25 protein-coding genes are annotated in these 26,396 nt (G+C 66.8%); 14 read left to right on the forward strand and 11 right to left on the reverse strand.

Annotation, left to right across the window (positions count from 1 at the left end):
• Nucleotides 1–189: 189 nt before the first annotated feature.
• A complete protein-coding gene (locus tag ACQG3P_RS01360) occupies nt 190–1,638 on the reverse strand; it encodes an amidohydrolase family protein (RefSeq protein ID WP_426803989.1) in 1,449 nt (482 codons plus the stop codon).
• Between the two features lie 100 nt (nt 1,639–1,738).
• Complete coding sequence (locus tag ACQG3P_RS01365) at nt 1,739–2,344, reverse strand: glutathione S-transferase family protein (protein WP_320458648.1); 606 nt, start codon at nt 2,342–2,344, stop codon at nt 1,739–1,741.
• A 122-nt stretch (nt 2,345–2,466) separates the two neighbouring features.
• Here ACQG3P_RS01365 and ACQG3P_RS01370 point away from each other — a divergent pair, with 122 nt between their 5' ends.
• The 4 genes from ACQG3P_RS01370 (at nt 2,467) to ACQG3P_RS01385 (ending at nt 7,508) form a co-directional block, all read left to right on the forward strand.
• Complete coding sequence (locus ACQG3P_RS01370) at nt 2,467–3,444, forward strand: helix-turn-helix transcriptional regulator (RefSeq protein WP_426803990.1); 978 nt, start codon at nt 2,467–2,469, stop codon at nt 3,442–3,444.
• A 50-nt stretch (nt 3,445–3,494) separates the two neighbouring features.
• Entirely contained in the window at nt 3,495–4,376 is an 882-nt protein-coding gene (locus ACQG3P_RS01375; protein ID WP_426803991.1) for a LysR substrate-binding domain-containing protein, read from the forward strand.
• 130 nt (nt 4,377–4,506) lie between these two features.
• The gene (locus tag ACQG3P_RS01380) at nt 4,507–5,157 is read left to right on the forward strand and encodes a response regulator transcription factor (protein WP_320458645.1); all 651 of its coding nucleotides are present in this window, start codon (nt 4,507–4,509) and stop codon (nt 5,155–5,157) included.
• Nucleotides 5,154–7,508 carry an ATP-binding protein gene (locus tag ACQG3P_RS01385; protein WP_426803992.1) on the forward strand — a complete coding sequence of 785 codons (2,355 nt, stop codon included), beginning with the start codon at nt 5,154–5,156 and terminating at the stop codon, nt 7,506–7,508. The genes ACQG3P_RS01380 and ACQG3P_RS01385 overlap by 4 nt, the downstream gene beginning before the upstream one ends.
• On the opposite strand, the gene ACQG3P_RS01390 is transcribed toward ACQG3P_RS01385, so the two are convergent.
• The 6 genes from ACQG3P_RS01390 to ACQG3P_RS01415 form a co-directional block, all read right to left on the reverse strand.
• Nucleotides 7,453–7,725, reverse strand: coding sequence for a hypothetical protein (locus ACQG3P_RS01390; protein WP_068851817.1), 273 nt, complete (start codon nt 7,723–7,725; stop codon nt 7,453–7,455). The two genes, ACQG3P_RS01385 and ACQG3P_RS01390, sit on opposite strands and share 56 nt — an antisense overlap.
• Nucleotides 7,726–7,803: 78 nt before the next feature.
• The gene (gene crcB / locus ACQG3P_RS01395; RefSeq protein ID WP_426803993.1) at nt 7,804–8,208 is read right to left on the reverse strand and encodes a fluoride efflux transporter CrcB; all 405 of its coding nucleotides are present in this window, start codon (nt 8,206–8,208) and stop codon (nt 7,804–7,806) included.
• On the reverse strand, nt 8,208–9,509 hold the full coding sequence (locus tag ACQG3P_RS01400) for a replication-associated recombination protein A (protein ID WP_426803994.1): 1,302 nt from the start codon (nt 9,507–9,509) through the stop codon (nt 8,208–8,210). Before ACQG3P_RS01400 ends, crcB begins: the two co-directional genes overlap by 1 nt.
• 111 nt (nt 9,510–9,620) lie before the next feature.
• Nucleotides 9,621–10,259: an outer membrane lipoprotein chaperone LolA gene (gene lolA / locus ACQG3P_RS01405; protein WP_093536691.1), complete on the reverse strand. Its 639-nt coding sequence runs from the start codon at nt 10,257–10,259 to the stop codon at nt 9,621–9,623.
• A gap of 64 nt (nt 10,260–10,323) precedes the next feature.
• Nucleotides 10,324–12,288 carry a DUF3857 domain-containing protein gene (locus tag ACQG3P_RS01410; RefSeq protein ID WP_426803995.1) on the reverse strand — a complete coding sequence of 655 codons (1,965 nt, stop codon included), beginning with the start codon at nt 12,286–12,288 and terminating at the stop codon, nt 10,324–10,326.
• 13 nt (nt 12,289–12,301) lie between these two features.
• Entirely contained in the window at nt 12,302–14,668 is a 2,367-nt protein-coding gene (locus ACQG3P_RS01415; RefSeq protein WP_068851802.1) for a DNA translocase FtsK, read from the reverse strand.
• A 197-nt stretch (nt 14,669–14,865) separates the two neighbouring features.
• Between ACQG3P_RS01415 and trxB the strand changes: the two genes are divergently transcribed.
• The gene (trxB, locus tag ACQG3P_RS01420) at nt 14,866–15,837 is read left to right on the forward strand and encodes a thioredoxin-disulfide reductase (RefSeq protein WP_068851800.1); all 972 of its coding nucleotides are present in this window, start codon (nt 14,866–14,868) and stop codon (nt 15,835–15,837) included.
• A 161-nt stretch (nt 15,838–15,998) separates the two neighbouring features.
• Complete coding sequence (locus ACQG3P_RS01425; RefSeq protein WP_245357263.1) at nt 15,999–16,157, forward strand: DNA-binding protein; 159 nt, start codon at nt 15,999–16,001, stop codon at nt 16,155–16,157.
• A 66-nt stretch (nt 16,158–16,223) separates the two neighbouring features.
• On the opposite strand, the gene ACQG3P_RS01430 is transcribed toward ACQG3P_RS01425, so the two are convergent.
• Nucleotides 16,224–17,765, reverse strand: a complete 1,542-nt coding sequence (locus ACQG3P_RS01430; RefSeq protein ID WP_426803996.1) for an N-acetylmuramoyl-L-alanine amidase — start codon at nt 17,763–17,765, stop codon at nt 16,224–16,226.
• 197 nt (nt 17,766–17,962) lie between these two features.
• Between ACQG3P_RS01430 and ACQG3P_RS01435 the strand changes: the two genes are divergently transcribed.
• From ACQG3P_RS01435 to ACQG3P_RS01450, 4 genes are all read left to right on the forward strand, one after another.
• The gene (locus tag ACQG3P_RS01435) at nt 17,963–19,093 is read left to right on the forward strand and encodes a GNAT family N-acetyltransferase (protein WP_426803997.1); all 1,131 of its coding nucleotides are present in this window, start codon (nt 17,963–17,965) and stop codon (nt 19,091–19,093) included.
• The gene (gene aat / locus ACQG3P_RS01440) at nt 19,090–19,824 is read left to right on the forward strand and encodes a leucyl/phenylalanyl-tRNA--protein transferase (RefSeq protein ID WP_426803998.1); all 735 of its coding nucleotides are present in this window, start codon (nt 19,090–19,092) and stop codon (nt 19,822–19,824) included. The genes ACQG3P_RS01435 and aat overlap by 4 nt, the downstream gene beginning before the upstream one ends.
• A gap of 99 nt (nt 19,825–19,923) precedes the next feature.
• Nucleotides 19,924–20,142 (forward strand): translation initiation factor IF-1, encoded by a 219-nt coding sequence (gene infA / locus ACQG3P_RS01445; RefSeq protein WP_005409596.1) that lies wholly within the window; start codon nt 19,924–19,926, stop codon nt 20,140–20,142.
• 217 nt (nt 20,143–20,359) lie between these two features.
• Nucleotides 20,360–20,734, forward strand: a complete 375-nt coding sequence (locus tag ACQG3P_RS01450) for a hypothetical protein (RefSeq protein ID WP_068851791.1) — start codon at nt 20,360–20,362, stop codon at nt 20,732–20,734.
• A gap of 77 nt (nt 20,735–20,811) precedes the next feature.
• On the opposite strand, the gene clpA is transcribed toward ACQG3P_RS01450, so the two are convergent.
• Nucleotides 20,812–23,094: an ATP-dependent Clp protease ATP-binding subunit ClpA gene (clpA, locus tag ACQG3P_RS01455; RefSeq protein WP_093536703.1), complete on the reverse strand. Its 2,283-nt coding sequence runs from the start codon at nt 23,092–23,094 to the stop codon at nt 20,812–20,814.
• Nucleotides 23,095–23,420: 326 nt separating this feature from the next.
• The gene (gene clpS, locus ACQG3P_RS01460; protein WP_068851786.1) at nt 23,421–23,750 is read right to left on the reverse strand and encodes an ATP-dependent Clp protease adapter ClpS; all 330 of its coding nucleotides are present in this window, start codon (nt 23,748–23,750) and stop codon (nt 23,421–23,423) included.
• Nucleotides 23,751–23,844: 94 nt separating this feature from the next.
• Here clpS and ACQG3P_RS01465 point away from each other — a divergent pair, with 94 nt between their 5' ends.
• The 4 genes from ACQG3P_RS01465 to ACQG3P_RS01480 form a co-directional block, all read left to right on the forward strand.
• Nucleotides 23,845–24,309: a hypothetical protein gene (locus ACQG3P_RS01465; RefSeq protein ID WP_426803999.1), complete on the forward strand. Its 465-nt coding sequence runs from the start codon at nt 23,845–23,847 to the stop codon at nt 24,307–24,309.
• A gap of 1 nt (nt 24,310) precedes the next feature.
• Nucleotides 24,311–24,772, forward strand: coding sequence for an NUDIX hydrolase (locus ACQG3P_RS01470; RefSeq protein WP_320458637.1), 462 nt, complete (start codon nt 24,311–24,313; stop codon nt 24,770–24,772).
• Complete coding sequence (gene mnmA, locus ACQG3P_RS01475; RefSeq protein ID WP_426804000.1) at nt 24,769–25,908, forward strand: tRNA 2-thiouridine(34) synthase MnmA; 1,140 nt, start codon at nt 24,769–24,771, stop codon at nt 25,906–25,908. The genes ACQG3P_RS01470 and mnmA overlap by 4 nt, the downstream gene beginning before the upstream one ends.
• The coding region (locus ACQG3P_RS01480; protein WP_426804001.1) for a DUF489 family protein at nt 25,905–26,396 on the forward strand (492 nt) is incomplete at its 3' end. The genes mnmA and ACQG3P_RS01480, both read left to right, overlap by 4 nt.

The following is a 26,396-nucleotide window of genomic DNA, read 5'->3' on the forward strand; positions in this document are numbered from 1 at the left end:
AATGACCAACAGATGCGTGCGAATGCATCGCCGCGTTGAATGGGGGCAGCTTAAAGTTCTGCTACGCCGCGCCACATTCAATATTCCTCAATGCGCTACTGCAATTTGTTGTAGCGGCGCTCAAACGAAAACGCCCCGCTGTTGAGCGGGGCGCCTGCTGCTTCTCTTCACTCTGCTGCGCGCATATCGCTACTGGGCAGCGTCCTGCTGCCACTTGGCGACCTTGGCCCGTGTCTGCGCCAGCAACGCATCCAGCGCCTTGCGGTCATACACGTGGCCACGCAGCACCACGGTGTTGATCGCGCGCGTGGCCTGGATATCCTGCAGCGGGTTGGCATCCAGCAGCACCAGGTCGGCGGCCTTGCCTTCGGCGATGCCGCCGTAGCGGTCCAGCGTACCGAACCACGACGGACCCGCACGGGTTGCCGACGACAGCGCCTGCGCGGGAGTCAGGCCTTCCTTGACGAACAGGGCCAGCTCGTCATGCAGGCCGATACCGGGATAGTTGAAGGAATTGAGGAACCCCGCATCGGTGCCGGCCATGACGGTCACGCCCGCCTGCTGCAGCATCGGCAGCACGGCCGCCACCTGGTGGTACTGCTGGTGGCGCTCGGCGATCTGCTCTGGACCCGCCTTGGCAGCACGTTCCACCCGCCACTGGTAAGTCGCCTGCAGCTTCGGGCCAATGTAGGCCAGGTACGGATCGTTGGCGTGGTCATCCTGGTCCAGGAAGTCGAGGATGCGGCCGCCGTTGAGGGTGGGCGTGACATACACGCCCTTCGCCGCAAAGCCACGGTAGGCGGCCATGGCAGTGTCACGATCAAAGCCGGCATCAAGCCGGCGATTGGCCTCGGCGCGATCGATGCGCTTGGCGGCGAAATCGGCGGCAATGGCCGCCTCGTCCTTGACCCCGGCCTTGTAGGCGTAGTCCAGATGCTCGATCGAGCTGATGCCGGCATCCACCGCCTGCTGCACGGTCAGCGCCATCGGGATGTGCCCGGACGCGCGCAGGCCATTGGCACGGGCGCCACGCACTGCCGCCAGGAACAGGGGCGGGGTCAGGGTGCTGTCGGTGATCTTGACGAAGTCGACGCGGTCGCGCTTGAGCTGGGCCAGCGCGGCATCGAGGTCGGCCTGGCTGCCGACCTCCAGCGTTCCCTTCCAGACCGGCTTGATGCCTTCGATCTTGGCGCCCGAGCTGAACAGCTGCGGGCCTTCCAGGCTGCCGTCGGCAATCTGGCCGCGCCACTGCAGCACCTGCGTGGGCAGGTCGCCGGAACAATCGCGGATGGTGGTGATGCCATGGGCGATGTACAGCGGCAGCAGCGCCTTGTTCTCTTCGACCAGCTCCGGTCCGCCGCCGAAATGCACATGCATGTCCCACAGGCCCGGAATCAGGAAGCGGCCGTTGCCATCGATGCGCTGCGGCGCCTTCCAGGCCTTGGCAATGCTGCGGTCGTCACCCACGGCGACGATGTCATTGCCGCGTACCACCACCGCCTGGTCGGCATGGGTGGTGGCATGTTCGACATCCACCACGGTGGCATGCCGGATGATCAGGTCGGCCTGTTCGGCGGCGAGGACGCAGGGCGCCAGTGCAAGCAGCACCGGGAAGGCAGACAGCACAATGGGTTTCATGGCAACGTGGCAAAAAGGAGTACCTCCGCACCATACGGCGCGAAGGCATCCATTCACCAGTTAAATTTCGTCATGACGCGCATTACGGAATCGAATGCGCTCAGACCTCGCCCTGCATGGCCGGACGCGCCTGCACCTGCGCCAACCAGGCCGCCACGGCGGGATACGCGTCCACGCCGGCACCGACGTAGGTGCCATAACCGACCACCTGCGCCACCACCAGGTCCACCAGCGAGTAATCGCCGCCCAGCATCCAGGGCTGCGATCCCAGGCGATCTTCCAGCAATCCCAGCAGCTCGGCCGCGCCCTGCCCTGCGGCGGCGGCCTGCACAGTGTCGCGCAGCGGGCCTTCGCGGGTGGCCAGCATCAGCCGGTTGATCATCGCCGCGTAGGTCACATAGGCCCACGCGCACCACGACAACGCCTGCAGCCGCTCCGGGGTGTCGGCCGCCGGCCACAGCCCGCGCGCCACGCCGAAGCGGTCACCCAGCCACAGATGGATGGCCAGGCCCTCGAAGATCGGCGTGCCATCCACCACCAGGCACGGCACCTTGCCGTTGGGATTGATCGCCAGGTACTCCGGGGTGCGCTGCTCGCCATTCCGGATGTCGATCCGCACCCGGTCATGGGCAACCCCCAGTTCGGCAAGCGCGCAGGCGACGGGGGTGGCACTGGACATGGGATGCCAATAGAAGACGACGGACATGTGGAACTCCTTGTGGGTTGTCGGTGTGGAAAGGTGCGCCGCCAGGGGGCCTTGCACCGTGGCCACAGGCTAGCCACCATTGCGGACAGATCCTGTCCTCGACAGGCGCGATGCTGCCGCCCATGCTGACCACCTCCGCTCGACTGCTGCGCCTGCTCTCGCTGCTGCAATCCCGGCCGCATTGGCCGGGCAACACACTGGCCGCGGATATCGGCGTGCATCCGCGCACGCTGCGCCGCGACATCGACCGCCTGCGCGAGCTGGGCTACCCGATCCAGGCCAGCAGTGGCGTGGCCGGCGGCTACGCGTTCCGCGCCGGGCGCGCATTGCCGCCGCTGCTGCTCGACGATGAAGAAGCGTTGGCCGCTGCGCTGGCCCTGCGCACTGCAGTGACCGGCACCATCAGCGGCATCGAGCAGACCGCCATCACCGCACTGGTCAAACTGGAACAGGTGATGCCCGCCCGGCTGCGCCGCCGGCTGGATGCATTACGTACCGCGATCCTGCCGATCGACCAGGCCGGGCCCATGGTCGATGCCGGGCTGCTGGCCACCCTGGCCGGCGCCTGCCGCGACCAGCTGCAGCTTCGCTTCGACTATGCCGACCGCCAGGGACAGCCCAGCCAGCGGCTGGTGGAGCCGCAGGGCGTGGTGCATGCCGAACGGCGCTGGTACCTGGTGGCCTGGGACACGCTGCGCGTGGATTGGCGCACCTTCCGCATCGACCGCATGACCAGTGCGGCAGAGGTGGGCGCGCACTTCCGCCCGCGCCCCTCGCCCGCCAATGGCGACCTGCGCGCGTTCGTGAGCCAGTCGCTGTCGCTGGGGCCCTACGGAGACGAAGCGCGGGTGATCCTGCACGCGCCCATCGACATCGTGCGCGAACGCATACCGGCCTCGGCGGGCATGCTCGAAGCGGTGGATGCACAGCGCTGCCTGCTGCGGTGTGGCGCGCACCCGCAGGGCGCGGTGGTGTACTGGCTGCTCGCGCTGGAGCTCGAATTCGAGGTGCTGGGCCCGCCTGCGCTGCACGCGATGATGCAGGCCGCTGGCGATCGCGTGGCGCGCAGCCTTGCACGCAGCGGGCCCGCCGCTGGCTAGGCACCCGCGTGCATGCTAGAACAGGCACCATTCGCTTTCTGGATACCGCCATGCCGCCCAGTGCACAATCGAATCGCACCCTGTTCGAACTGGACCTGCTGCGGGCGATGGTGATGGTGGCCGACTGCGGCAGCTTCACCACCGCCGCCACGCGCCTGCATTCCACCCAGTCCACCATCAGCCAGAAGATCCGGCGGCTGGAGCAGTTGGCCGGGCACCCGCTGCTGGTGCGCGGCAACCGCGATGTGCACCCCACCGATGCCGGGCAGACGCTGCTCGGCATCGCGCGCCAGATGCTGGCCCTGAACGACCAGATGGGCGAAGCACTGGCCGGCGCCACGGTGGCGGTGACCGTCCGGCTGGGCGTGCCCGAAGACTTTGTCAGCCCCCGCACCACTGCCCTGCTGGGCCGCTTCACCCGCCGCCACCGGCAGGTGAAGCTGGAAGTCACCAGCGGCCTCAGCCGCGACCTCGCCAACGCCTACGACCACGGCGAGCTGGACCTGGTGCTGGTCAAACAGCGCCGCAACAGCCGCCAGGGCGTGGCCTGCTGGCATGAGCCGATGCGCTGGGTGGACAGTGCACGCAGCCCCTGCATCGGCATGGACCCGATTCCGCTGGTGACGTTTCCGCCGCGCGGGCTGTATCGCGATGAGTTGATCGCTGCCGTGGAAAGCATGGGCCGGCGCTGGCGGATCGGCTTCACCAGCTCCAGCCTCAGTGGCATCCAGGGCGCGGTGGCCGACGGCATGGGCATCAGCCTGCTGCCAGCGCGTGCCATGACCCGCGAACACCGCGCGCTCACGGCGCGACAAGGCCTGCCGCCCATGGACGGCATCGAAATTGCGATGCTGCACCGTGACAATGCCGATCCGCTGGTTGTGGATCTGGCGTCGCAGTTCGCGCGACTGCTCGATCGCGAAAAACGGTGACGCGGATGCGCGCAGAGAGTGACGCACCTCTCGTACCGAGCATAGGAATAGTCCTAATCTGACATCAGACTATCTCCGCTGCGCGTTGAAGCGGTAAGAATGGCGCAAATCCCACGATTGCGTGCCTCCTTTGTCTCGACGCCATCCAGGCCCCGCATATGGACCGCTGCTGCCGTCCGTACTCAACATCGCCCTGCTGGATGACCACGATGTGGTCCGGCATGGCAGTTATGTACACCTGTCCACCGACCCTCGCTTCCATGTGGTCGGCAACCACGCCCACACCAGCTCCCTGATCAGCACCTTGCAACACCACCCGGTGGACGTGGCGGTGGTGGACTACACGCTGGGCGAAGGCGACCTGCAGGGCATGGAGCTGCTGCGCATGCTGCGACGCCGGTTCCCGCGCGTGCGGGTGTTGATGTTCTCGGCCAACGTACATCACGTGATGATCTCCAACACCATGGCCGCCGGCGCCGCGGGCGTGGTCTCCAAGGGCGAGACACTGGAGGCGCTGGCGCGCGCGGTCACCCGCGTGGCGGCCGGGCACACCCATGTACCGGTCAACTACCGCGACGAACACGCCGAACACCGGTTGTCGCAGAGCGAGCGCGAAGTGCTGCAGCTGTGCCTGAGCGGCATGACCGTGACCGACATTGCCCTGCAGCGCAACCGCAGCATCAAGACCATCAGCACCCAGAAGCACGCGGCGTTCCGCAAGCTCGGCCTGCGCACCGACCGCGACCTGTTCACCCTTCGCCACCAGCTGGCGGTGTGGTGAGCGGCAACTGGACCTGGGCCGGCGCCTTGACCGGGGTGCTGGTCGGCCTGCTGCTGCCTGTCACCGCGGGCAGCAGTGCCGAACCGCGGCTGGTCCGGGTGGCTGCCGACCCCTCCCAGCATGGCCTGCTCGCCAACCACAACCGCGCGGCGCGCGACACCAACCTGATCACCGGCTATGCGCAGCTGGTCGCCGAACAGGCCGGACTGGAATTCCGCGAGCAGCCGGTGGAATCGGCCACCGCCGCGCTGCAGGCGATCTGCGACGGGCGCGCCGATCTGATGCTGCTGCTGGGGCCGCTGGACAACGCGCCGTGCACGGCGTTGGCCGCATCACCGGCGTATTACCGCGGCCAGACCCTGATGGCCAGCCGCCACGCCCAGGCGCACCCGCCGGAGTTCGCACACCTGCGCCGGGTGGCGGTGGTTCGCGGCACCCGCCTGGCCGAATGGCTGGGCGCCTACCACCCCCACCTGCAGGTGGTGGACCTGCCCAGCCTGCGTGAAGCGCTGTCCGCCGTGGAAGCCGGCGTGGTGGACGCGGCATTGGACCTGGATGTGGCAATGCGCCCCGTGGTGCGCCGCGACTTCGGCAACAGCCTGCTCCTGCATGGCGGGCCATCCACCTTGCCAGGCAGCCTGCACCTGGTGGTGCGCCACCGCGATCGCGCCCTGCTCGACCAGATCCATCAGGCGATGCGCTCGATCAGCCCGCAGGAACACGCGATGCTGATGCAGCGCTGGACCAAAGCCACGTACCTGAGCGGACCGTCGCTGCAGGTGATGTCGCAGCACTTCCGCTGGGAACTGCTGGCCGGCGCGCTGATCCTGATGGCCCTGCTCACCGCCGGGGTGTGGATGCGCGTGGCGCAGCAGTCGGCGCGGCGCAGCGAGCGCCAGCAGGCGCGCTTCATCGCCGTGATGAGCCACGAAGTGCGCAACGCCGCGCAGGCACTGGTCACCTCGGTGGATCTGCTGCACCAGTCGGGCCTGGACCAGGGCCAGCGGCAACTGGTGAACGCCGCACGCAATGCGGGGGCTGGCCTGCGTCATCTGCTCGGCCACGCGCTGGACTATTCACGCCTGGCCACCGGCGAGTACCACCCCACCCCCGGCTGGCAGGACGTGCGCCAGCTGGCGCGTGACTGCCTGGCGGTGGCCCGCCCTGCGGCCGAGGCCAAGGGCCTGGCCATCACCCTGCTGCAGGACACCGACCCGCTGCCCCGGATGTGGCTGGACGGTGACGCGCTGCGGCAGGTGCTCAGCAACCTGCTGGGCAACGCGGTGAAGTTCACCGACCTGGGGCACGTGGACGTGACCCTGTCGCTGCACCTGGACCAGGACAGCGCACACCTTGGGCTTGCGGTCCGCGATACCGGCATCGGCATCCCGGCCGCGCTGCACGACACCGTGTTCAAGCCTTTCGCGCAGGCGCACGACAGTCATTCGCGGCAGATGGGCGGTGCCGGGCTCGGCCTCTCCATCTGCCAGGATCTGGTGCGGGGCATGGGAGGCACGGTGCAGCTGCGCAGCGCCCCCGGCGAGGGCAGCTGCTTCGAGGTGCGCTTGCCGGTGGTGATCGAAGCCACCGGCCCCTGCGCGGGGGAGCAGCCGCTGGCCGGGCGCACCCTGTTGTTGGTTGAAGACCACGCATTGAATCGCACGGTGGTGTGTCGGCAGTTGGAGACGCTGGGCGCCTCGGTGAGCAGCTGCGCCGACGGCGCCAGCGCACTGCACTGCCAGGCCGCCGAACCCTGCGGCATCGTGCTGCTCGATTGCGTACTCGACGACATGAGCGGTTACGAGCTGGCCGTCCAACTGCGACAACTGGAGCGCCGCCACGGGCGTACGCCGGCCGTACTGGTTGCAGTGTCTGCCAATGATTCGGCCGCGCACGTGGAACGCTGCCTCGCCTGCGGCATGGACGCGGTGCTGTGCAAGCCGCTGGATATCGGCCAGCTGCTCCGGGCATTGCAGGTGGAGACGCAGGGGAACGCAGAGCGGCTGGCAAGCGCGAGCAGCGGCCCAACCGACCCTGTCTGGATCGAGATCCTGCAATCGCTGCAGGAAGAGCAGATGGCGCTGCATGACGCCCTGCGCGACCGGGCCGCCACCGCGCTGCGGCACCACGCGCATCGGCTGGCCGGCGTGCTGCAGATGCTGGGACAACCGGATCTGGCCGCGATTGCCGGCGACCTGCACGAACTGGACCTGGACGAACCCGGCGACTGGCTGGATGCCGGGCGGCTGCTGGGTTACCTGCGCCCGGCCCTCTCCGGCCTGGCAGGCGGAACGATCATTTCAGCTGCAGGGGATAGCGCTGCCACAGCACGTGCACCAGGAACCCGGTGAGCTCGGCATCCTTTGCGCTGATCGCCGCACGGATCTTGTCCAGCAGCACCATGTCGCTGCAGGTGCGCACATCGGCGTGGTCGGCCTGCCCGGCACGGCGGGCCCGGTAGCGGGCCGCACGCTGCGCATCGGTCATGGCGTAGCCGAACGTGGGCGGACGGCCGCGCTTGCGCGGCAGCATCAGCTCCAGGGTGCCGGGATCTTCTTCATCACGCATGACGGACGGGGAACGCAAACGGGGCGCGAACAATATCGTGAGATGTAACGGAAATCCAGCAGAAATACGCGGAATCGATCACCGCGCGAGCGTGGACTCCGCCAAACGCGCACCCAACCACACCAAGGCAAATCCCGCCACCAGACTGATCCCCAGATACGTCGGCATCACCCAGCCGCGTCCGTTGCGGACCAGCAGCACTGCCTCCAGCATCATCGACGAGAACGTGGTCAGCCCGCCGATGATGCCGACGATGGCGAAAGCGCGCCAATACAATGCCGCGCTGCCCCGGGTCTGCAGCCAGACCGCTACGTAGCCGACCGCGAAGGCGCCCACCAGATTCACCGTCAGCGTGCCCCAGGGGAAGCCGTTGCCGAACTGGCGCAGCATGGCATCGCCGATGATGAAACGCAGCGCCGCGCCCAGCGCACCGCCAGCCATCACCAGCCCCAGCTGCTGCCACCAGGTACTGAAGCCCCCCATCAGTCGCTGCCCTTGCGCGCCCGCGCCTGCTCGCGCTCGGCACGCAGCCGGTCGAGCTTTTCCTTCAGCTTGATTTCCAGGCCGCGCGCCACCGGTTGGTAATACACCCGCTCGCCCATCGCATCCGGGAAGCCGGTCTGGTCCAGCGCGATGCCACCTTCGGCGTCATGGTCGTACTGGTAGGTCTTGCCGTAACCCAGCTCCTTCATCAGTTTGGTCGGCGCGTTGCGCAGGTGCAGCGGCACCTCCTGGGTGCCGGTCTCGCGCACTTCCTGCCTGGCCAGGTTGAAGGCGGCGTAGCCGGCGTTGGATTTGGCGGTGCTGGCCAGGTACAGCACCAGCTGGGCGAAGGCCAGCTCGCCCTCCGGGCTGCCCAGCCGTTCGTAGATGTCCCAGGCTTCCAATGCCATCGACTGCGCGCGTGGGTCGGCCAGGCCGATGTCCTCGATCGCCATGCGGGTCAGGCGCCGGGCCAGGTAGGAGGGATCGCAGCCGCCATCGAGCATGCGCGTCAGCCAGTACAGCGCCGCATCCGGATTGGAGCTGCGCACCGACTTGTGCAGGGCCGAGATCTGGTCGTAGAACTGCTCGCCCCCCTTGTCGAAGCGGCGGGTGCGGTCGGCCAGCACCTGCACCAGCATCTCCGGACTGATCCGCGCGCCTTCACCGCCCGCCAGTTCGGCGGCGATCTCCAGCAGGGTCAGACCGCGCCGCACATCGCCGTCGGCGGCGGTCGCGATCTCCAGCAGCGCTTCGGGCGTGACCTGCAGCGCCTCGGCGCCGAGCCCGCGTTCCTTGTCCTGCAGCGCCCGCTCCAGCGCCTCGACGATGTCGGCCGGCGACACCGCTTCCAGCACGTGCACGCGGCAGCGCGACAGCAATGCCGAATTGAGCTCGAACGAAGGGTTTTCCGTGGTGGCACCGACGAACACGATGGTGCCGCGCTCGATATGCGGCAGGAACGCATCCTGCTGGGCCTTGTTGAAGCGGTGCACTTCGTCCACGAACAGCACCGTGCGGCGGCCTTCGGCGAAGCGCTGGGCCGCCTCGGCCAGTACCACCCGGACCTCGGGAAGGCCCGAAAGCACGGCGGAGATGGCACGGAATTCGGCGTCGGCGTAGTGCGCCAGCAGCAGGGACAACGTGGTCTTGCCGCAGCCTGGCGGCCCCCACAGGATCATCGAGTGCACATGCCCGGACTCGACCGCCCGGCGCAGCGCGCTACCCGGGGCGAGCAGGCGTTTCTGCCCCACCATCTCATCGAGGGTCTGCGGGCGCATGCGCTCGGCAAGCGGGCGCATGCTGTCCCGATCCACCGTCAGCAGATCGGGTTCATTGAATGTCGTTCGGTTTCTGGCCACGCCGCTATTGTATGACCGAATGACGCAGCGCCGGGCCCTGCCCGGCTACGCTCAGTTGCCGATGACGTCGGTGCCCTTCGGCGGCGTGAACGTGAAGGTGGTTTTCGGGAACGCCGGGTTCCGCTTCCAGTCCTTGAACGAGATCACCGTGCGCTGGTTCACCGCATCGGTCACTTCCATGCGGGCCAGGCCCTGCGCGTTGAAGCCCAGCGCGGCGTACTGGAACGACGTTTCGGTTTCACGCTTCGGGGTCAGCGACAGCCACTGCAGGCCATCGCGCGGCGCGGCCTCTTCGCTGACGTCGTACTGCTTTTCCAGCAGCGCCGGGGTGATCAGCGCGATCAGCGGGCTGTTCTGTTCCTCGGCGCCCTGCACCCGCTTGGTCGCCTGCTGCAGGTCCGGCTCGTACACCCACACATTCCTGCCGTCGGCAATGATCAGCTGCTCGTGCGGCACCTTGTACTCCCAGCGGAACTGGTTCGGCACCGACAACGCCACGCTGCCACTGGTGGTTTCCTTCACCTTGCCCTTGCTGTCGAACACCTTCTGCTCGAACTTGCCGTCCAGGCCCTTCAGGCCCTTGGTGAACGTGGTCAGCTCATCGCGGGCGCCGGCCCAGGCAGACACCGACCCGACACTGGCGCAGACCAGCGTGGCGGCGACAAGACAGCGGCGGAAAGTGCTCTGCATACGGGTATCCAATGAATGTTGTAAGGATGGCCGGCAGTGTGCCGAGGTCATCCTGAATGGGGGGTCAGGGGACGGATTGCACCGTGCGCAGGTCGCCGTAGACCACCTGCCCTCGGAAGCCGCGCCGCACCTGCTGGTACAGCTCGCGGAACGCAGCATAGTCGCCCGGCTGGCACAGCGCATCCGCGCCGCGCACCGCGTTCTGGTGCAGGCGGTGGCGGGCGACGATGGCCTGCCCTTCGCGGCTCCACTCAAGCGCGTACTCCCCGGCCGCATTACGGAACTGCTGGTTGCGCGGCATCGCCACGATCGGCACCCCGGCAGGGAACTCCAGCCGGTAGGTTTCCTGGCGCAGGGTGTCGTTGCAGTAGAACGGGGTGGCGTTGTCCGGGGCCGACGTGGTGGTGTAGATGTCACGGAACGACTCGCCACCGGGCGGGTCCGGCAGCACCATGCCACCGACCACGCCGAAATCGACGTAATCACGGGCGTGGAAATCGTAGCGGTAGTTGAACGGCCGGGTCAGGTCCTGCGGGTCGCCCAGCAGGGTCAGCGTGCCGCTGCCGTCGAAGCCGGATGAGGCCATGATCGATTCCTCCACCCGCGCCCGGTTCTGCGCGTTGAGCCGGGCGAACGCGCCGCGCATGCCGATCTCGCCCACTTCGCGCGGCTGCTGCACGGTCTGGCCCTGCAGGTTGCCGTCCGGGTCGAAGCGGAAGGTGACCTCGAAACCGCTGCCGTTGCGCGCGGCATCGTTGGCCGGGGTGCGCGCCACCCTGGCCTGGCGCGTGTGCAGCACCGGCGCACCGAGGTCGCCGTCGGGCAGCTGGCCAAAGCGCGCATACGCGCTGGTGGAATCCAGGTACAGGTCGAACTCGGGGATGTAGGTGATGGCGTGGTTGAACCGCCCCAGCAGGGGAATGTCCGGCAGGGTCGGGCCGCCGCCAGCACCAATCAGGACCGCGGTGCTGTCGATGCCGCGCGCGGCCAGCAACGCTTCCAGGATCACCACGTGGTCCTTGCAGTCGCCGTAGTGGTTGTCGAGGATGCTCTGCGCCGGGTTCGGCTCCAGCCCGCCGTTGCCCAGGTACACCGCCACGTAGCGGATGTTCTGCGACACCCAGCGGTACAGCGCGGCAGCCTGTTCACGGCGGTCGACGATGCCGCGGGTGACCTCGTCGGCCAGCGCCTGGATCCCCGGGGTCACCCGTGCCGCCTCGCCGCCCTTGAGCTGGTAGGCCTGCGCCACCTGCGCCCAGTCGCGGTAGGTGCTGGCCATGATGGTCGGGCTGAACTCCCACGGCGCTGCGGTCCAGATCTGCACCGGCATCGGGTCCGGGCGGCGGTAGCGCCAGGCCCAGGTCGCCTGCCCATTCCGGATGACGGGTTTCTGGCTGCCCTGCACGCCCCGCTGCTGCACGTACATCGGCAGGGAGGCCGGCGCGCTCAGGGTGACCTGCGCATCGTCGTACTGCGAGAACCCGCTGAAGGTTTCCCACAGGCTGAAGTAGCCCGGGAAGTACGGCTGGGTCTGGGTGCGGCGGGTCTGGTAGACCACCCGGGTACCCGGCGCCAGGTTGGGGAACACCACCACCCGCACCTTGCGGTCGGCGTACATGGCCGCCGCGGCGCTGGAGTAGCTCTCCTGGGTGTAGATGCGGTCGGCCGGCACGTCACGGCGCTGGCCGTCGGCGGTCAGGGTGTAGGCCGACAGCACCTCCAGCGTTTCCATCTTCTCGCTGTAGCTCAGCCGCACCTGGCTGAACTGCTCCACCGCTGCCTTGGTCTTGAGCAGGATGTCGTAGGACTCGGTCTGCACGTTGCCGGCGTCAGCGCGCACCACGTAATCGGCGCGGTAGCTGACGAAGCTGAAGTTGTTGCTGGCCTGGGTATCGCTGGGGGCGGCCGGCGGGGCCGGTGCCGGTGCCATCGCAGGCGCCGGAACCGGGGCCGGGGCGACCGCCTGGGCCGACACCAGCAGGGGCGCCAACGCCAGCGTGCACGCGGTCATCCATGTCATGCGGATCATTGCGGTTCCGGCGTTACTTCGGCGGGGGCGGCGCAAGCACGCTGCGGTCGCCGTTGTGTTCGGGTGGGCTGACCACGCCGGCCATCTCCATGGCTTCGATCAGACGCGCGGCGCGGTTGTAGCCGATCTTCAGCCGGCGCTGCACACCGGAAATCGAGGCGCGGCGGGTTTCGGTCACGATCCGCACAGCTTCGTCGTACAGCGGATCCGATTCATCCCCTGCCGCCCCGCTGGACTCGGGCAGGCCACCGGCACCCACCACCACGCCATCGCCCATCATCTGCACTTCGTCCAGCACGCCGCTGATGTAGTCGGCCGGGCCGCTGGCCTTGAGGTGTTCGACCACGCGGTGCACTTCCTCGTCGGAAACGAACGCGCCGTGCACACGGTCAGGCAATGCGGTGCCGGGCGGCAGGTACAGCATGTCGCCGTGGCCCAGCAGCGTTTCGGCGCCGGACTGGTCCAGGATGGTGCGCGAATCGATCTTGGAGCTGACCTGGAAGCCGATGCGGGTCGGGATGTTGGCCTTGATCAGGCCGGTGATCACATCCACCGACGGACGCTGGGTGGCCAGGATCAGGTGGATGCCGGCCGCACGCGCCTTCTGTGCCAGGCGCGCGATCAGCTCTTCGACCTTCTTGCCGACGATCATCATCATGTCGGCGAATTCGTCGATGAAGATGACAATGAACGGCAGCGTCTCCAGCGGGCGCGGGGCTTCGCCCAGCTCCGGGTTCGGCTTGAACAGCGGGTCCATCAACGGCTGGCCGGCGTCTTCGGCGTCCTTGACCTTCTTGTTGAAGCCGGCCAGGTTGCGCACGCCCACCGCGCTCATCAGCTTGTAGCGCCGTTCCATTTCGGCCACGCACCAGCGCAGGCCGTTGGCGGCTTCCTTCATGTCGGTGACCACCGGCGCCAGAAGGTGCGGAATGCCCTGGTAGACGCTCAGTTCGAGCATCTTGGGGTCGATCATCAGCATCCGCAGGTCTTTGGGCGAGGCCTTGTACAGCAGGCTCAGCACCATGGCGTTGACCGCCACCGACTTGCCCGAGCCGGTGGTACCGGCCACCAGCAGGTGGGGCATGCGCGCCAGGTCGGCCACGGTCGGGCGGCCGGCGATGTCCTTGCCGAGCGCCAGGGTGAGCGGGCTGGCCGACTTGTCGTACTCCTTGGAGCGCAGTAGTTCGGACAGGTAGATCATTTCGCGGGTGACGTTGGGGATCTCAAGACCCACCACCGACTTGCCCGGAATCACATCCACCACGCGCACCGACTTGACCGACAGGCCGCGGGCGATGTCCTTGTCCAGCGAGCTGATCTGGCTGACCTTGATGCCCGGTGCCGGCTCGATCTCGAAGCGGGTGATCACCGGGCCGGGATATGCGCCGACCACCTGCGCGTCGATGCGGAAGTCCTTGAGCTTGAACTCGATCTGGCGCGACAGCGTTTCCAGCGTCTCCTCGTCGTAGCCCTTGGGCTGCGGCTTGGGATCATCCAGCAGCGCCAGCGGCGGCAGGTCCGAGCCATCGCCATTGACGCCGCGGAACATCGGAATCTGGGTTTCGCGCTTGGCGCGGTCGCTCTTTTCCAGCACCGGTTCCGGACGCGGCTCGATCTTGACCGGTTCGCGCTTGGCGCGCACCTCGGCGTCCACCTTGCGCACTTCCTGGCGCTCCTCGCGCATGGCGCGGGTCTGCTGCCACTCGGTGGCCTGCTCCTTCTTCTTGCTGAGCAGCGGCGGCAGCGCAAGCACCGCGCGGCCGATCTTCTCCATCACCACGAACCACGAAATGCCGGTGGCCAGGGTGATCGAAGCCAGCAGCAGCACCAGCACGAACAGGTTCGCGCCGAGCGCGCCGAACCCGGCACTGAGCGAATTGCCCACCAGCCGGCCGAGGATGCCGCCGGCATGGCCCACATCGCCACTGAACAGCCGCAGGTGCAGGAAGCCGGTGCCGGCAATCAGGAAGCCGACCAGGCCGACCAGCCGCAGCGCCGGGTCCAGGTCGTGCTCGCCCTTGCTCTCACGCTTGAGCCCGAACATGGCGAACCACGCCAGCGCGCCCAGCACGATCGGCAGCAGGAACGCCATGTAACCGAACAGCTGCAGCAGCACATCGGCCACCCAGGCGCCGACCCGGCCGCCCATGTTGTGGATGGGCGCCACCACGCTGCCGGTATGCGACCAGCCTGGATCGCTCGCCGAATAGGTGAACAGGCTGGCGACCAGATACAGCAACGCCGGGGCGATCGCGATCAGGCCGAGGTCGCGCCACAGGCGCTGCCGACGGGGATTTTCGACCGGCGCCGCAGCCGCAGCACGGCGCGACGCCGCTTTGCCGTCGGGAGACTTGGATCGTTCCGGGACCTGTTTCGCCACCTTAGACCAGACCTTGGGAATGCACTGTTAGTGCTTGATAATAAACGACTGACGGCACGCCAACCACCACCGGCTGGGTTGCGCCGTTCCACCGCTCGCCTTGAATCGGGCGACCCCTGCCGCCACTCTATGACCTGTCTTGGACGCCGGGCAATCTTTCCCCAGCGCCCCGCCCCATCATCTCTTTGCGAGTCTACATGAGCAATTCCAAGCCTTCCCGCCACCAGAAGCTCGTCATCCTCGGTTCCGGCCCGGCCGGCTGGACGGCAGCGGTCTACGCCGCCCGCGCCAACCTGAACCCGGTGGTGATCACCGGCCTGCAGCAGGGCGGCCAGCTCATGACCACCACCGAAGTGGACAACTGGCCGGGCGACGCCCATGGCCTGATGGGCCCGGACCTGATGGCGCGCATGCAGGCCCACGCCGAGCGCTTCGAGACCGAAGTGATCTTCGACCACATCCACACCGCCGATGTGACCCAGCGTCCGTTCAAGCTGATCGGCGACAGCGCCGAGTACACCTGCGACGCCCTGATCATCGCCACTGGCGCCACCGCCAAGTACCTGGGCATTCCCACCGAAGAGGCCTTCAAGGGCCGCGGCGTGTCGGCCTGCGCCACCTGCGACGGCTTCTTCTACCGTGACCAGGACGTGGTCGTGGTCGGCGGCGGCAACACCGCCGTGGAAGAGGCGCTGTACCTGTCCAACATCGCCCGCAAGGTCTACCTGGTCCACCGCCGCGACACCCTCAAGGCGGAAAAGATCATGCAGGACAAGCTGTTCGCCAAGGTCGCTTCGGGCAAGATCGAGACCGTGTGGCACCACCAGGTGGACGAAGTGCTGGGCAACGAAGCCGGCGTCACCGGCGTGCGGGTGAAGTCCACCCTGGACGGCAGCACCCGCGACATCGACGCCCACGGCTTCTTCGTGGCCATCGGCCACCACCCCAACACCAGCCTGTTCGAGGGCCAGCTGACCATGAACAACGGTTACCTGGACATCCGCTCCGGCCTGGGCGGCAACGCCACCCAGACCTCGGTGGAAGGCGTGTTCGCCGCCGGCGACGTGGCCGACCAGCACTACCGCCAGGCCATCACCTCGGCCGGCTTCGGCTGCATGGCCGCGCTGGACGCGGAGCGCTACCTGGACGCGAAGGGCGAGCTGAGCTGATCGGCGGCACCTGAAACACCCCAGGAAGGCCGGCGCCCAGCGCCGGCCTTCTTCGTTTCTGGTCATACGCAACTGTTTGCAATGCTCGCCACACGACCTTACGGCTACGCTGGACAGGTGAAGCATCGACGCATCGAGAAGCGCCTCGGAGCCAGGCAGCTGTGACAGAGAAGATCAATACACAAGCGTTCGACGTAGCAGATCATCTTCGCACCCCCGAAGAAATGGCGGCCTATCTGGATGCCTGCATCCTTGAGAGTGACGGCGACCCTGCGTTCATCACCAAGGCGCTCGCGGACATTGCCCGCGCCCAAGACTAAGTCACGCTTGTTCTGCGAAAGCCGGCGCACCGCGCCGACCTTCTGCATGTCAATGGAACTGCCAAATCAACTGCTGCTCTCGCATGTCATCCAGTGCTCGACGGGGCCGGAAGTGACGCCGTCGGCATCGCGCATGACCGTGCTCCAGTTGACCATGCCGTAGCCGCTCCCTTCGCAGGACATCTGCACCTTGATGGGTGAGGCAGACGCCTCCGTAATCGTCTTCACTTCCGCCCTGCAGGCGCCCGGCTGGGTGCAGTAGACAGGCGTGAAGGTGAGGGTTACTGGGAACTGTGGATGGCCGTCGAAACGAACGCTGGTCTCTGCCGCCCCATTCGCAGGAACAGTAACGCGATCAATCTTTGACAGGGCCAGCGGCGTACAGTCCTTGCCATCACGGAACAGACGGTGGCCCTTCTCAACCCCCTTCATCGAAGCCGCACGGAACACCGGGTCCAATAGTGCCGCCGCACCTTCCGGATGCGTATGGAACGCCGTCTCGACGATGATGGAGGGCATGGTGGTCAGACGGTTTTCGCCCTTATCCTCGGAATGAGGCGCAGGCGCTACGACGAACGACTCGTAGCCGGGAGTACTTTGAATCAGTTCTTTCATTGCACATAGAACGCTCGCTCCCAGCGCTGCATCTGAGGGACGCCCGGGCTGGACGATGACACGGGCACCCCTTGCCGTACCGTGATCATCTGCATTGCTGTGCAGGTGGATGGCGAATTCTGCACCCAGATGATTGGCAAGCAGTGGTCGAGTGTTGATGTCCTCTTTGTACTCGCGATCACTTGCAGCACTCCCTTCATGGGTATTCCATATCTCAGGATTGCCCGGGTACTGCGCCGCGACCGAATAGCGCGCAGCCATCCGCCACCACTCCTGCCCACTCTCCGGGTGAGTCCCCGTCCCATCTTGGACGCGAGGCCGGATCACAGGCATCTGAGAGCGAAGTTCGATGACGCTTTTCAGCTCAGCGGCATAGGTGGGCGTCAGCATGCCCTCCATCACGCCGTTATGGGGGTCTCGTTGCGTCTTCCATGCTCGGTCCTTATGGTCGAAGCAGTATCCATGCCCTGCCGCCACGAATGCCACGCCAGACCCCGCGACCTGCCCCGATCGCTCTCGTCCCTGCTTTTCACGGCGGATGCGCTCCCCGGCCTTTCGAGCCGCATCATCCTCCTCCTTGACCTCTGGAAAATAGTGGTAGACGTCGAATCCACCGTAAAGGTATTTGACCTGCGAAACATGCAGGAATCGCTCGGTGACTGACAACAGCGCGTTGTTGATGATGCTGCGTTGATCTTCAAATGCAGGGCCGTAGTCCTGCGGGATGAAACCGCGATCCAGGTTCACGGTGATGACCTTTTGCGAAAGATCCACCGACGCACTGACATGCCTGCTTCTCGCCTGCCCCTCAAGCAGCTCTATACGCCCCACCAGATCGCTGGCTGCACGCGTGAGGAGCATATCCAGCTCCATATTGCTTTCTGGCGCCAAGACCTCAACTGCATGAAGCGGGGTCGGGGCGAAGCCGCAACACGCGCCGACGGCAAGCATTGAAGCGGAGAAGAGACGGTTGAGGCCACTGCACTTGATCACGACGAAGCTCCTGAGTCGACTGAGATTCGCGCCAACAGTTCGGCGCGACTTGAAATCTCCTCCCTTCATGGCCGCACGAACGCGCGCCAACGCACGCTTCCCGGCGTTTACTGAACGACTTTCTTATCGGTTACCGCAAGCCGATCAACGCCACCTAAAACACCCCGTTTTCCATCGGCCTGCCCTATCCTTCAGCCATGCCCGATATACGCTTCCTTCATCGCCTCACCGACCTGCCCGCCGCCAACTGGGATGCGCTGCACGACGGCCGCAACCCGTTCGTCAGTCATGCGTTCCTGCAGGGGCTGGAGGAACACGGCTGCCTGCGTGCGGAATGGGGCTGGCGGCCACGCCACTTCACCCTGTGGGAGAGCGGCCAGCTGATCGGGGCGGTACCGGGTTACCTGAAGGACAACTCGCATGGCGAGTTCGTGTTCGATCACGCCTGGGCCAACGCCTATGCCCGCCACGGGCTGGCGTATTTCCCGAAGTGGCTGGGCGCGGTGCCTTACTCGCCGGTGAGCGGGCCGCGCCTGCTGGCGAAGGATGCGGAGACCGCTCGCGCGCTGGTGGAGACCCTGCGCGCCGAGGTCGCCCGCATGGGCTGGTCGTCGGCGCACGTGAACTTCCACCTGGCCGAAGACGACGCCGCGTTCGGCGCGGACTGGCTGCTGCGCGAGGACATCCAGTTCCAGTGGCACAACCCGGGCAACTGGACCGACTTCAGCAGCTTCCTGGCGACGATGGACCACAAGCACCGCAAGAACATTCGCCAGGAGCGCGCCAAGCTGGCCCGCACCGGGGTGAGCTACCGGATCGTGCACGGCGATGAAGCCACCGACGCCGACCTGCAGGCCATGCACGACTTCTACCTGCAGACCTTCAGTGAGTACGGCAATTCGCCGGCACTGACCCTGCCCTTCCTGCAGCACCTGGCGACGGCAATGCCGCGCCAGCTGGTGATCTTCCTGGCCATGCTGGAGGGCCAGCCGATCGCCGGCGCGCTGTGCCTGCGCGGTGGCGACACCCTGTACGGGCGCTACTGGGGCGGCGCCACCCTGCCCGGCCTGCACTTTGAAACCTGCTACTACCAGGGTATCGAGTACTGCCTGCGCGAAGGGCTCACCCGTTTCGAGCCCGGCGCGCAGGGTGAGCACAAGCTGGCGCGTGGCTTCCTGCCACACCCGGTGCGCAGCCGGCACTGGCTGGCCGAGCCCGCGTTCGCCGCCGCCCTTGCAGGCTGGTGCGCGCAGGAGCGCGAGGAAGTGCAGCGCTATGCGCAGCTGCTGGCGGAGCACACCCCCTTCAAAGCCATCGACTCCCCATGACCCGGCACCTGCCCTGGCGACTGGACGACCGGCCGGACGCCCCCTTCCCGCCGGCCGAAACCGCGCTGCGCGATCCCGATGGCTTGCTGGCACTCGGCGGCGACCTCTCGCCGGTGCGCCTGCTCAATGCCTACGCCGGTGGCATCTTCCCGTGGTTCTCGCAGGGCCAGCCGCTGCTGTGGTGGTCGCCGGACCCGCGCATGGTGTTCCGCACCGAGGGCGTCCACCTGTCCTCGCGCTTCCGCCGCAGCCTGCGCGCCAGCAGCTGGCTGCTGCGTGCCGATACACGCTTCCGCGAGGTGATCGAGGCCTGCGCGGCCAGCCCGCGCCCGGGGCAGGACGGGACCTGGATTACCCGGGACATGATCGAGGCCTATGTGGCGCTGCATGCCCTCGGCTTCGCCCATTCGATCGAGGTGCTGGACGGCGACCGCCTGGTGGGCGGGATCTACGGGGTGGCCATCGGCCGGATGTTCTTCGGCGAAAGCATGTTCAGCGCGGCCAGCGGCGGCTCCAAGGTGGCGCTGGCCGGGTTGGCCCACCGGCTGTCGTCGTGGGGGTGGCCATTGATCGATGCACAGGTGGAAAACGACCACCTGCTGCGGATGGGCGCCGAGCATTGGCCACGGGAGCGGTTCCTGGGGGTGGTGCGGGAGCAGGTGCAGGCCGCAGAGCCGCCCGGGGGGTGGACGGAGCGGTTTGGCGACGTTTCCGCCGCATCATTGGCCTGAGGCGGACGGTTAACGCAATCTTTGCATCCCGGGGGAGATGCGCGTAAAATGCCCGCTCTTAAGGCCAGCTCGGCCGTTTATAGAACTGCACAGGACTACATGTCGAAAGACGACTCCATCGAGTTCGAAGGCACCGTCAGCGAGACGCTGCCGAACACCACTTTCCGCGTTCGACTGGAAAACGGGCATGAAATCATCGCCCACATCTCCGGCCGCATGCGCAAGAACTACATCCGCATCCTGACGGGCGACCGTGTCAAGGTTGAAATGACGCCCTACGACCTGACCAAGGGTCGCATCACCTACCGCATGAAGTAAGCGGCAGGGCGGCTTCTCCGGAAGACGCGATCAAAGGCCGGCCCTGCGCTGGCCTTTTTGCGTGGGCGCCATTCAGCTGCGCCCACCGTGCCGGCAGTCACCCTGCCCCACGGCACCCTGACATCAGTCAGCCTGCCTTGATGCAGATTCGCCACCGACCGAACGCAGGCACTGTGGTCTACGGTCCACTCCGGATCGTGACCCACTGGCCCCCGCCATGAAGACCCTGATCGCGCTTTGCCTGTTGGTTGTTTCCAGCGCAGCCGCTACGGCATCGGCGCAGACTGCGCCAGCTGCCGCCACCCCGGCGGCCTCCGATTGCATCACCCTGTCCAGCGACCAGCAGCTGGTCCGCAAGGGCGCCGATCGCAGCATCCTGCTGCGCAACGGCACCGATCACTACATCGTCCATTTCCAGAACAGCTGCAGCCAGGCCAGCTTCTCGCGAAAGCTCGAGTTTGCCACCCCCAGCAACGAGGGCCAGCTGTGCGGGGCACGCGCCAGCAAGCTGCGCACCGACACCGGCAGCTGCGATGTCGCCCGGCTTGAGCCGATCAGCGCAGAGGCGTTCGCATCCCGCGCCAAGCGCTGAGCGGGACCCAACAAAAACGCCCCAACCGGGGCGTTTTTGCGTTCAAGGAGCCACGGCCAACGGTCGTGGCCTGCCGGTCATTCGACCGTTGCCGGCAGCAGCCGCTCCGGCTCGGCCTGCGCTTCGACGAACAGCTCGTCGTCGCGCACGTCGATGCTGACCCGGCCGCCATTGACCAGCTTGCCGAACAGCAGCTCGTCGGCCAGCGGACGCTTGACCTTGTCCTGGATCACCCGCGCCATCGGGCGGGCCCCCATCAGCGGGTCGAAGCCGTGGCGGGCCAGCCAGTCGCGCGCGGTCGGGGTGGCCGACAGGCTGACGTGCTTTTCCTGCAGCAGCATTTCCAGCTCGATCAGGAACTTGTCCACCACGCGCAGGATGTGCTCGAAGCCCAGCGGCTGGAACTGCACCACCGCATCGAGGCGGTTGCGGAATTCCGGCGTGAAGCTCTTGCGGATGATCTCCATCGCATCGGTGGCGTGGTCCTGCCGGGTGAAGCCGATCGACCGCCGCGAGGCCTGCGCCGCGCCGGCGTTGGTGGTCATCACCAGCACCACGTTCTTGAAGTTGGCTTCGCGCCCATTGGTGTCGGTGAGCACGCCACGGTCCATGACCTGCAGCAGGATGTTGAAGATGTCCGGGTGGGCCTTTTCCACCTCGTCCAGCAACAGCACGCAGTGCGGGGTCTTGACGATCTTTTCGGTGAGCAGACCACCCTGGTCGAAGCCGACGTAGCCCGGGGGCGCACCGATCAGGCGGCTGATCGAATGCGGCTCCATGTACTCGCTCATGTCAAAGCGCACCAGCTCGATGCCCAGCTGCAGCGCCAGCTGCTTGGTCACCTCGGTCTTGCCCACGCCGGTGGGGCCGGCGAACAGGAAGTTGCCGATCGGCTTTTCCGGATTGGCCAGGCCCGAACGGGCCAGCTTGATCGCCGAGGACAGGGTCTCGATGGCCGGGTCCTGGCCGAAGATCACCATCTTCAGGTTGCGCTCCAGGTGCTGCAGCACGTCCTTGTCGGTGGCGCTGACCTGCTTGGCCGGAATGCGCGCCATTTTGGCCACGATCGTTTCGATTTCCTCGATGTCGATCAGTTCCTTGCGCTCGCCCTCCGGCAGCAGGCGCTGGCGGGCACCGGCTTCATCGATCACGTCGATGGCCTTGTCCGGCAGCAGACGGTCGCCGATGTGCTTCACCGACAGGTCCACCGCCGCCTGCAGCGCATCATCGGCATAGGTCACGCCGTGGTGCGCCTCGTACTTGGGCTTGAGGCCCTGCAGGATCTCGTAGGTCTCGCCGACGGTCGGCTCGACGATGTCGATCTTCTGGAAGCGACGGGCCAGCGCCCGGTCCTTCTCGAAGATGCCGCGGTATTCCTGGAAGGTGGTCGAGCCGATGCAGCGCAGCTCGCCGGAGGCCAGCGCCGGCTTGATCAGGTTGGAGGCGTCCATGGTGCCGCCCGACGCCGACCCGGCACCGATGATGGTGTGGATCTCGTCGATGAACAGCACCGCGTTGGGCATCTTCTTCAGCGCGGTCAGCACGCCCTTCAGGCGCTTCTCGAAATCGCCGCGGTACTTGGTGCCGGCCACCAGCGCGCCCAGGTCGAGCGAGTAGATGACCGCATCGGCCAGCACGTCGGGCACCGTACCTTCCACGATGCGCTTGGCCAGGCCTTCGGCAATGGCGGTCTTGCCCACGCCGGCCTCGCCCACGTAGAGCGGGTTGTTCTTGCGGCGGCGGCACAGAACCTGGATGGTGCGCTCGATTTCGTCGCGGCGGCCGACCAGCGGGTCGATCCGGCCGTTGCGCGCCGCTTCGTTGAGGTTGCTGGCGAACTCGGCCAGGGCATCGCCCTTGCCTTCGCCATCGCCACCCTCGGCGCGCCCTTCAGCGTCCGACGACGGCGGCACTTCGCCCTCCTCGCCCAGCTTGGCGATGCCATGGGAGAGGTAATTGACGATATCCAGCCGGGTCACGTCCTGCTGGTTGAGGTAATAGACCGCATGGGAGTCCTTTTCGCCGAAGATCGCCACCAGCACGTTGGCGCCGGTGACCTCCTTCTTGCCCGAGGACTGCACGTGGTACACGGCCCGCTGCAGCACGCGCTGGAAGCCCAGGGTGGGCTGGGTGTCGCGGCCGTCATCTTCCGCCAGGCGCGAGACGGAGGCCTCGATGGCCTGCTCCAGCTCCTGGCGCAGGCGGTCGGCGTCGGCCCCGCATGCCTTGAGCACGGCCTGGGCGGACGGGTTGTCGAGCAGTGCCAGCAGCAGGTGTTCCACCGTCATGAACTCATGGCGGGCCTCACGGGCGCGCTTGTAGCACTGACCGATGGTGTGTTCGAGGTCTTTACTGAACATGTTCTACTCCGGCGGCAGTTGAGAACAATATGCGGCCTACCTGCACAATTTCCATCACCCTACTGGATCGGTGCGTTCAGATGGCGTTATCACTTGCGCGATCATGCCCCAGACACCGCCAGCATTGGCTGCCGACACGTGATGGCGACGTCATCGACCCATTGCAAGGCGCCCCCGCCCCTTGGCGGCCCCCGGCGCTCTTTCCTTCATGGACGGGCATGGGGCCCGGAAACGGCCATGCGTGGGCCGGCCAACGGCCGGCGCTACGAATCGTGATGGGCCCATTGGGGCCTGGATCAATAAACGGGGGCGACGGGAACGCCTTGTTATCCGGCTTTTTCCATCGTGCACAGCAGCGGATGCTGGTTCATGCGCGAGAACTCATTGACCTGGGCCACCTTCGATTCGGCGACCTCGCGGGTGAACACACCGCACACGCCACGGCCACGGGTGTGCACGTTGAGCATCACCTGGGTGGCTTTTTCCAGATCCATCGAGAAGAAGTGCTGCAGCACGGTCACCACGAAATCCATCGGGGTGTAGTCGTCGTTCAGCAGCATCACCTGGTAGAACGGCGGCGGCGCGACCTCCGGGCGGGCTGGTTCCAGCGCTACGCCGTGGTCGTGATGGGGTTCTTGGGAGGGCTCGCGGGGCATCCGGACATTATAGACGCCGCACCGGCCGGATTGGACGTTGGCCCCCTGCCCCCGTCACAATCCACTCATGGATACATACTTTCACAGGGATTTCATGAAAAGGATCGCCACCGCGCTGCTGCTGACCGCCTCCGTGTTCGGGGCCCAGGCCGCAACGCCCGACAAGGCCGTCGGCCGTGTACTGGACACGCTGAAGTACCCCTACGAGGTCGACGAGGACGGCGACTACAAGCTGGTGTTCGACGTCGAAGGCGACCGCACCCAGCTGGTGTTCGTGCGCTCGGCCGTGGAAGAGTACGGCAAGCACCGCATCCGCGAGATCTGGTCGCCGGGCTACAACGCGCCGGGCAAGCAGTTCTCCGCCGCGGTGGCCAACCGCCTGCTGGAAGACTCCCAGGACGCCAAGCTGGGCGGCTGGGTGAAGCAGGAGCAGCTGGCCATGTTCGTGGTGAAGGTGGATGCCAACGCCAGCGCGGACGCCCTGAGCGAGGCCATCGAGGCGGCGATGAACACCGCCGATGCGATGGAACTTGAACTGACTGGAACGGACGAATACTGACGTGAACGAAGTGCAGGACCTGCGCTGGGCGCCGCACGTGACCGTGGCCACCGTGGTGGTGCGGGACGGGCGCCTGTTGCTGGTGGAAGAAGCCATCGACGGCCGTGCGGTGCTCAACCAGCCGGCCGGGCACCTGGAGCCGGGTGAAAGCCTGGCCGCCGCCGCCGTGCGCGAGACCCTGGAAGAATCGGGCTGGACGGTGCGGCTGACCGCCTTCATCGGCACCTACCAGTGGACCGCGCCCGACGGCACGCCGTTCCTGCGCTTCGCCTACGCGGCCGAGCCGATCTCGCATGACCCGGCCCGACCGCTGGACACCGGCATCCTGCGCGCGCTGTGGCTGGACCCGGCCGAGCTGCTGGCCGAGCCCTCGCGGCTGCGCAGTCCGCTGGTCTGGCAGGTCGTTGCCGACTTCCTGGCGGGCCAGCGCCACCCGCTGTCGATCGTGAAGGAGGTTGCATGAGCATCCCGCGCATCATGGTCGGCGTTTCCGGCGGCGTGGATTCGTCCGTGGCCGCCTGGCGGCTGGTCCAGCAGGGCGAGCCGGTGGCCGGGCTGTTCATGCAGAACTGGGCCGACGACGGCAGCGGCGATTGCCGCGCCGAAGACGACCGCCGCGATGCGGTCGCCGTGTGCGGCCTGCTCGACATTCCGTTCCACTTCCGCGACTTCTCCAGCGAATACTGGCAGGGCGTGTTCGAACACTTCCTGGCCGAATACGCGGCCGGGCGCACCCCCAACCCGGACGTGCTGTGCAACCGCGAAGTGAAGTTCAAGCACTTCCTGGACGCGGCCCGCGAGCTGGGCGCCGAACGCATCGCCACCGGCCACTACGCCCGCGTGGCCCAGGTGGGCGGGCGCTGGGCACTGCTGCGCGGTGCCGACCGCAGCAAGGACCAGAGCTACTTCCTGCACCAGCTGGGCCAGGCCCAGCTGGCCGCCACCCTGTTCCCGATCGGCGACCTGCAGAAGAACGACCTGCGCCGCATTGCCCGCGATGCGCGCCTGCCGACCCACGCCAAGAAGGACTCCACCGGCATCTGCTTCATCGGCGAGCGGGACTTCCGCGAATTCCTGGGGCGTTACCTGCCGGCGCGTACCGGTGAAATCCAGGACCCGGACGGCAACCGCATCGCCGAGCACCCCGGGGTGTTCTATTTCACCCTGGGCCAGCGCGAGGGCCTGAACATCGGCGGCGTGCGGGGCCGCCCGGCGGCCCCGTGGTACGTGGTGGGCAAGGACGTGGCCAGCAACGTGCTGTACGTTGACCAGGACCGCGAAAGCCCGTGGCTGCAGTCGACCCGCCTGCATTCGGAAACTGCCCACTGGATCGCCGGCGCACCGCCTGCGCGCGAATTCGAGTGCACCGCGCAGACCCGCTACCGCCAGCCGGACGAGCCCTGCACGGTGCGGGTGCGCGACGATGGCAGCGTGGACGTGCGTTTCGCGCGGCCGCAGCGTGCCGTCACCCCCGGGCAATCCCTGGTGTTGTATGACGACGAGGTCTGCCTGGGTGGCGCGGTGATCGCCGCCACCGATGCGCCGCTGGAGCAGCGCCTGCGCACCGCCCCTTCCCCCTTCGAGGTATCTGCTGCATGAGTTTTTCCGTCGACGACCGCGTCCTTGCCCTGGCTGGCATCGCCCAGGCGCTGCAGCAGGTGCGCCGCATCGCCGAAACCGGCCATTCCGAGGCCAGCGTGGTCCGCACCGCCATCGACAGCGTGTTCCGGATCAACGCTGACAGCCCGCAGGCCATCTACGGCAGCGCCGCCAACCTGGCCCCGGGCCTGCGCCTGCTGCACAACTATTTCCGCAACCAGGGCCAGGACGAGATCCTGCCGCGGCTGGCATTGGCCGTGCTGCAGCTGGAGCGCCGCTTCGTGCGCGAGGACGCCGTGGTCGAGCAGGTCAGCCAGGGCATCGCCCGTGCCCAGCGCCAGGCCGCCGAGCTGAACGACAGCGCCCATCCGGACGTGCTGTCCAGCCTGGGCGGCCTGTATGCCGACACCATCAGCCACCTCAAACCGCGGGTGATGGTCCAGGGCAACCCGCACTACCTGGGCCAGGCCGGGGTGGTGGCCGAGATA

Source organism: Stenotrophomonas sp. SrG, from assembly GCF_050031795.1.
Classification (GTDB): Bacteria; Pseudomonadota; Gammaproteobacteria; order Xanthomonadales; family Xanthomonadaceae; genus Stenotrophomonas; species Stenotrophomonas rhizophila_A.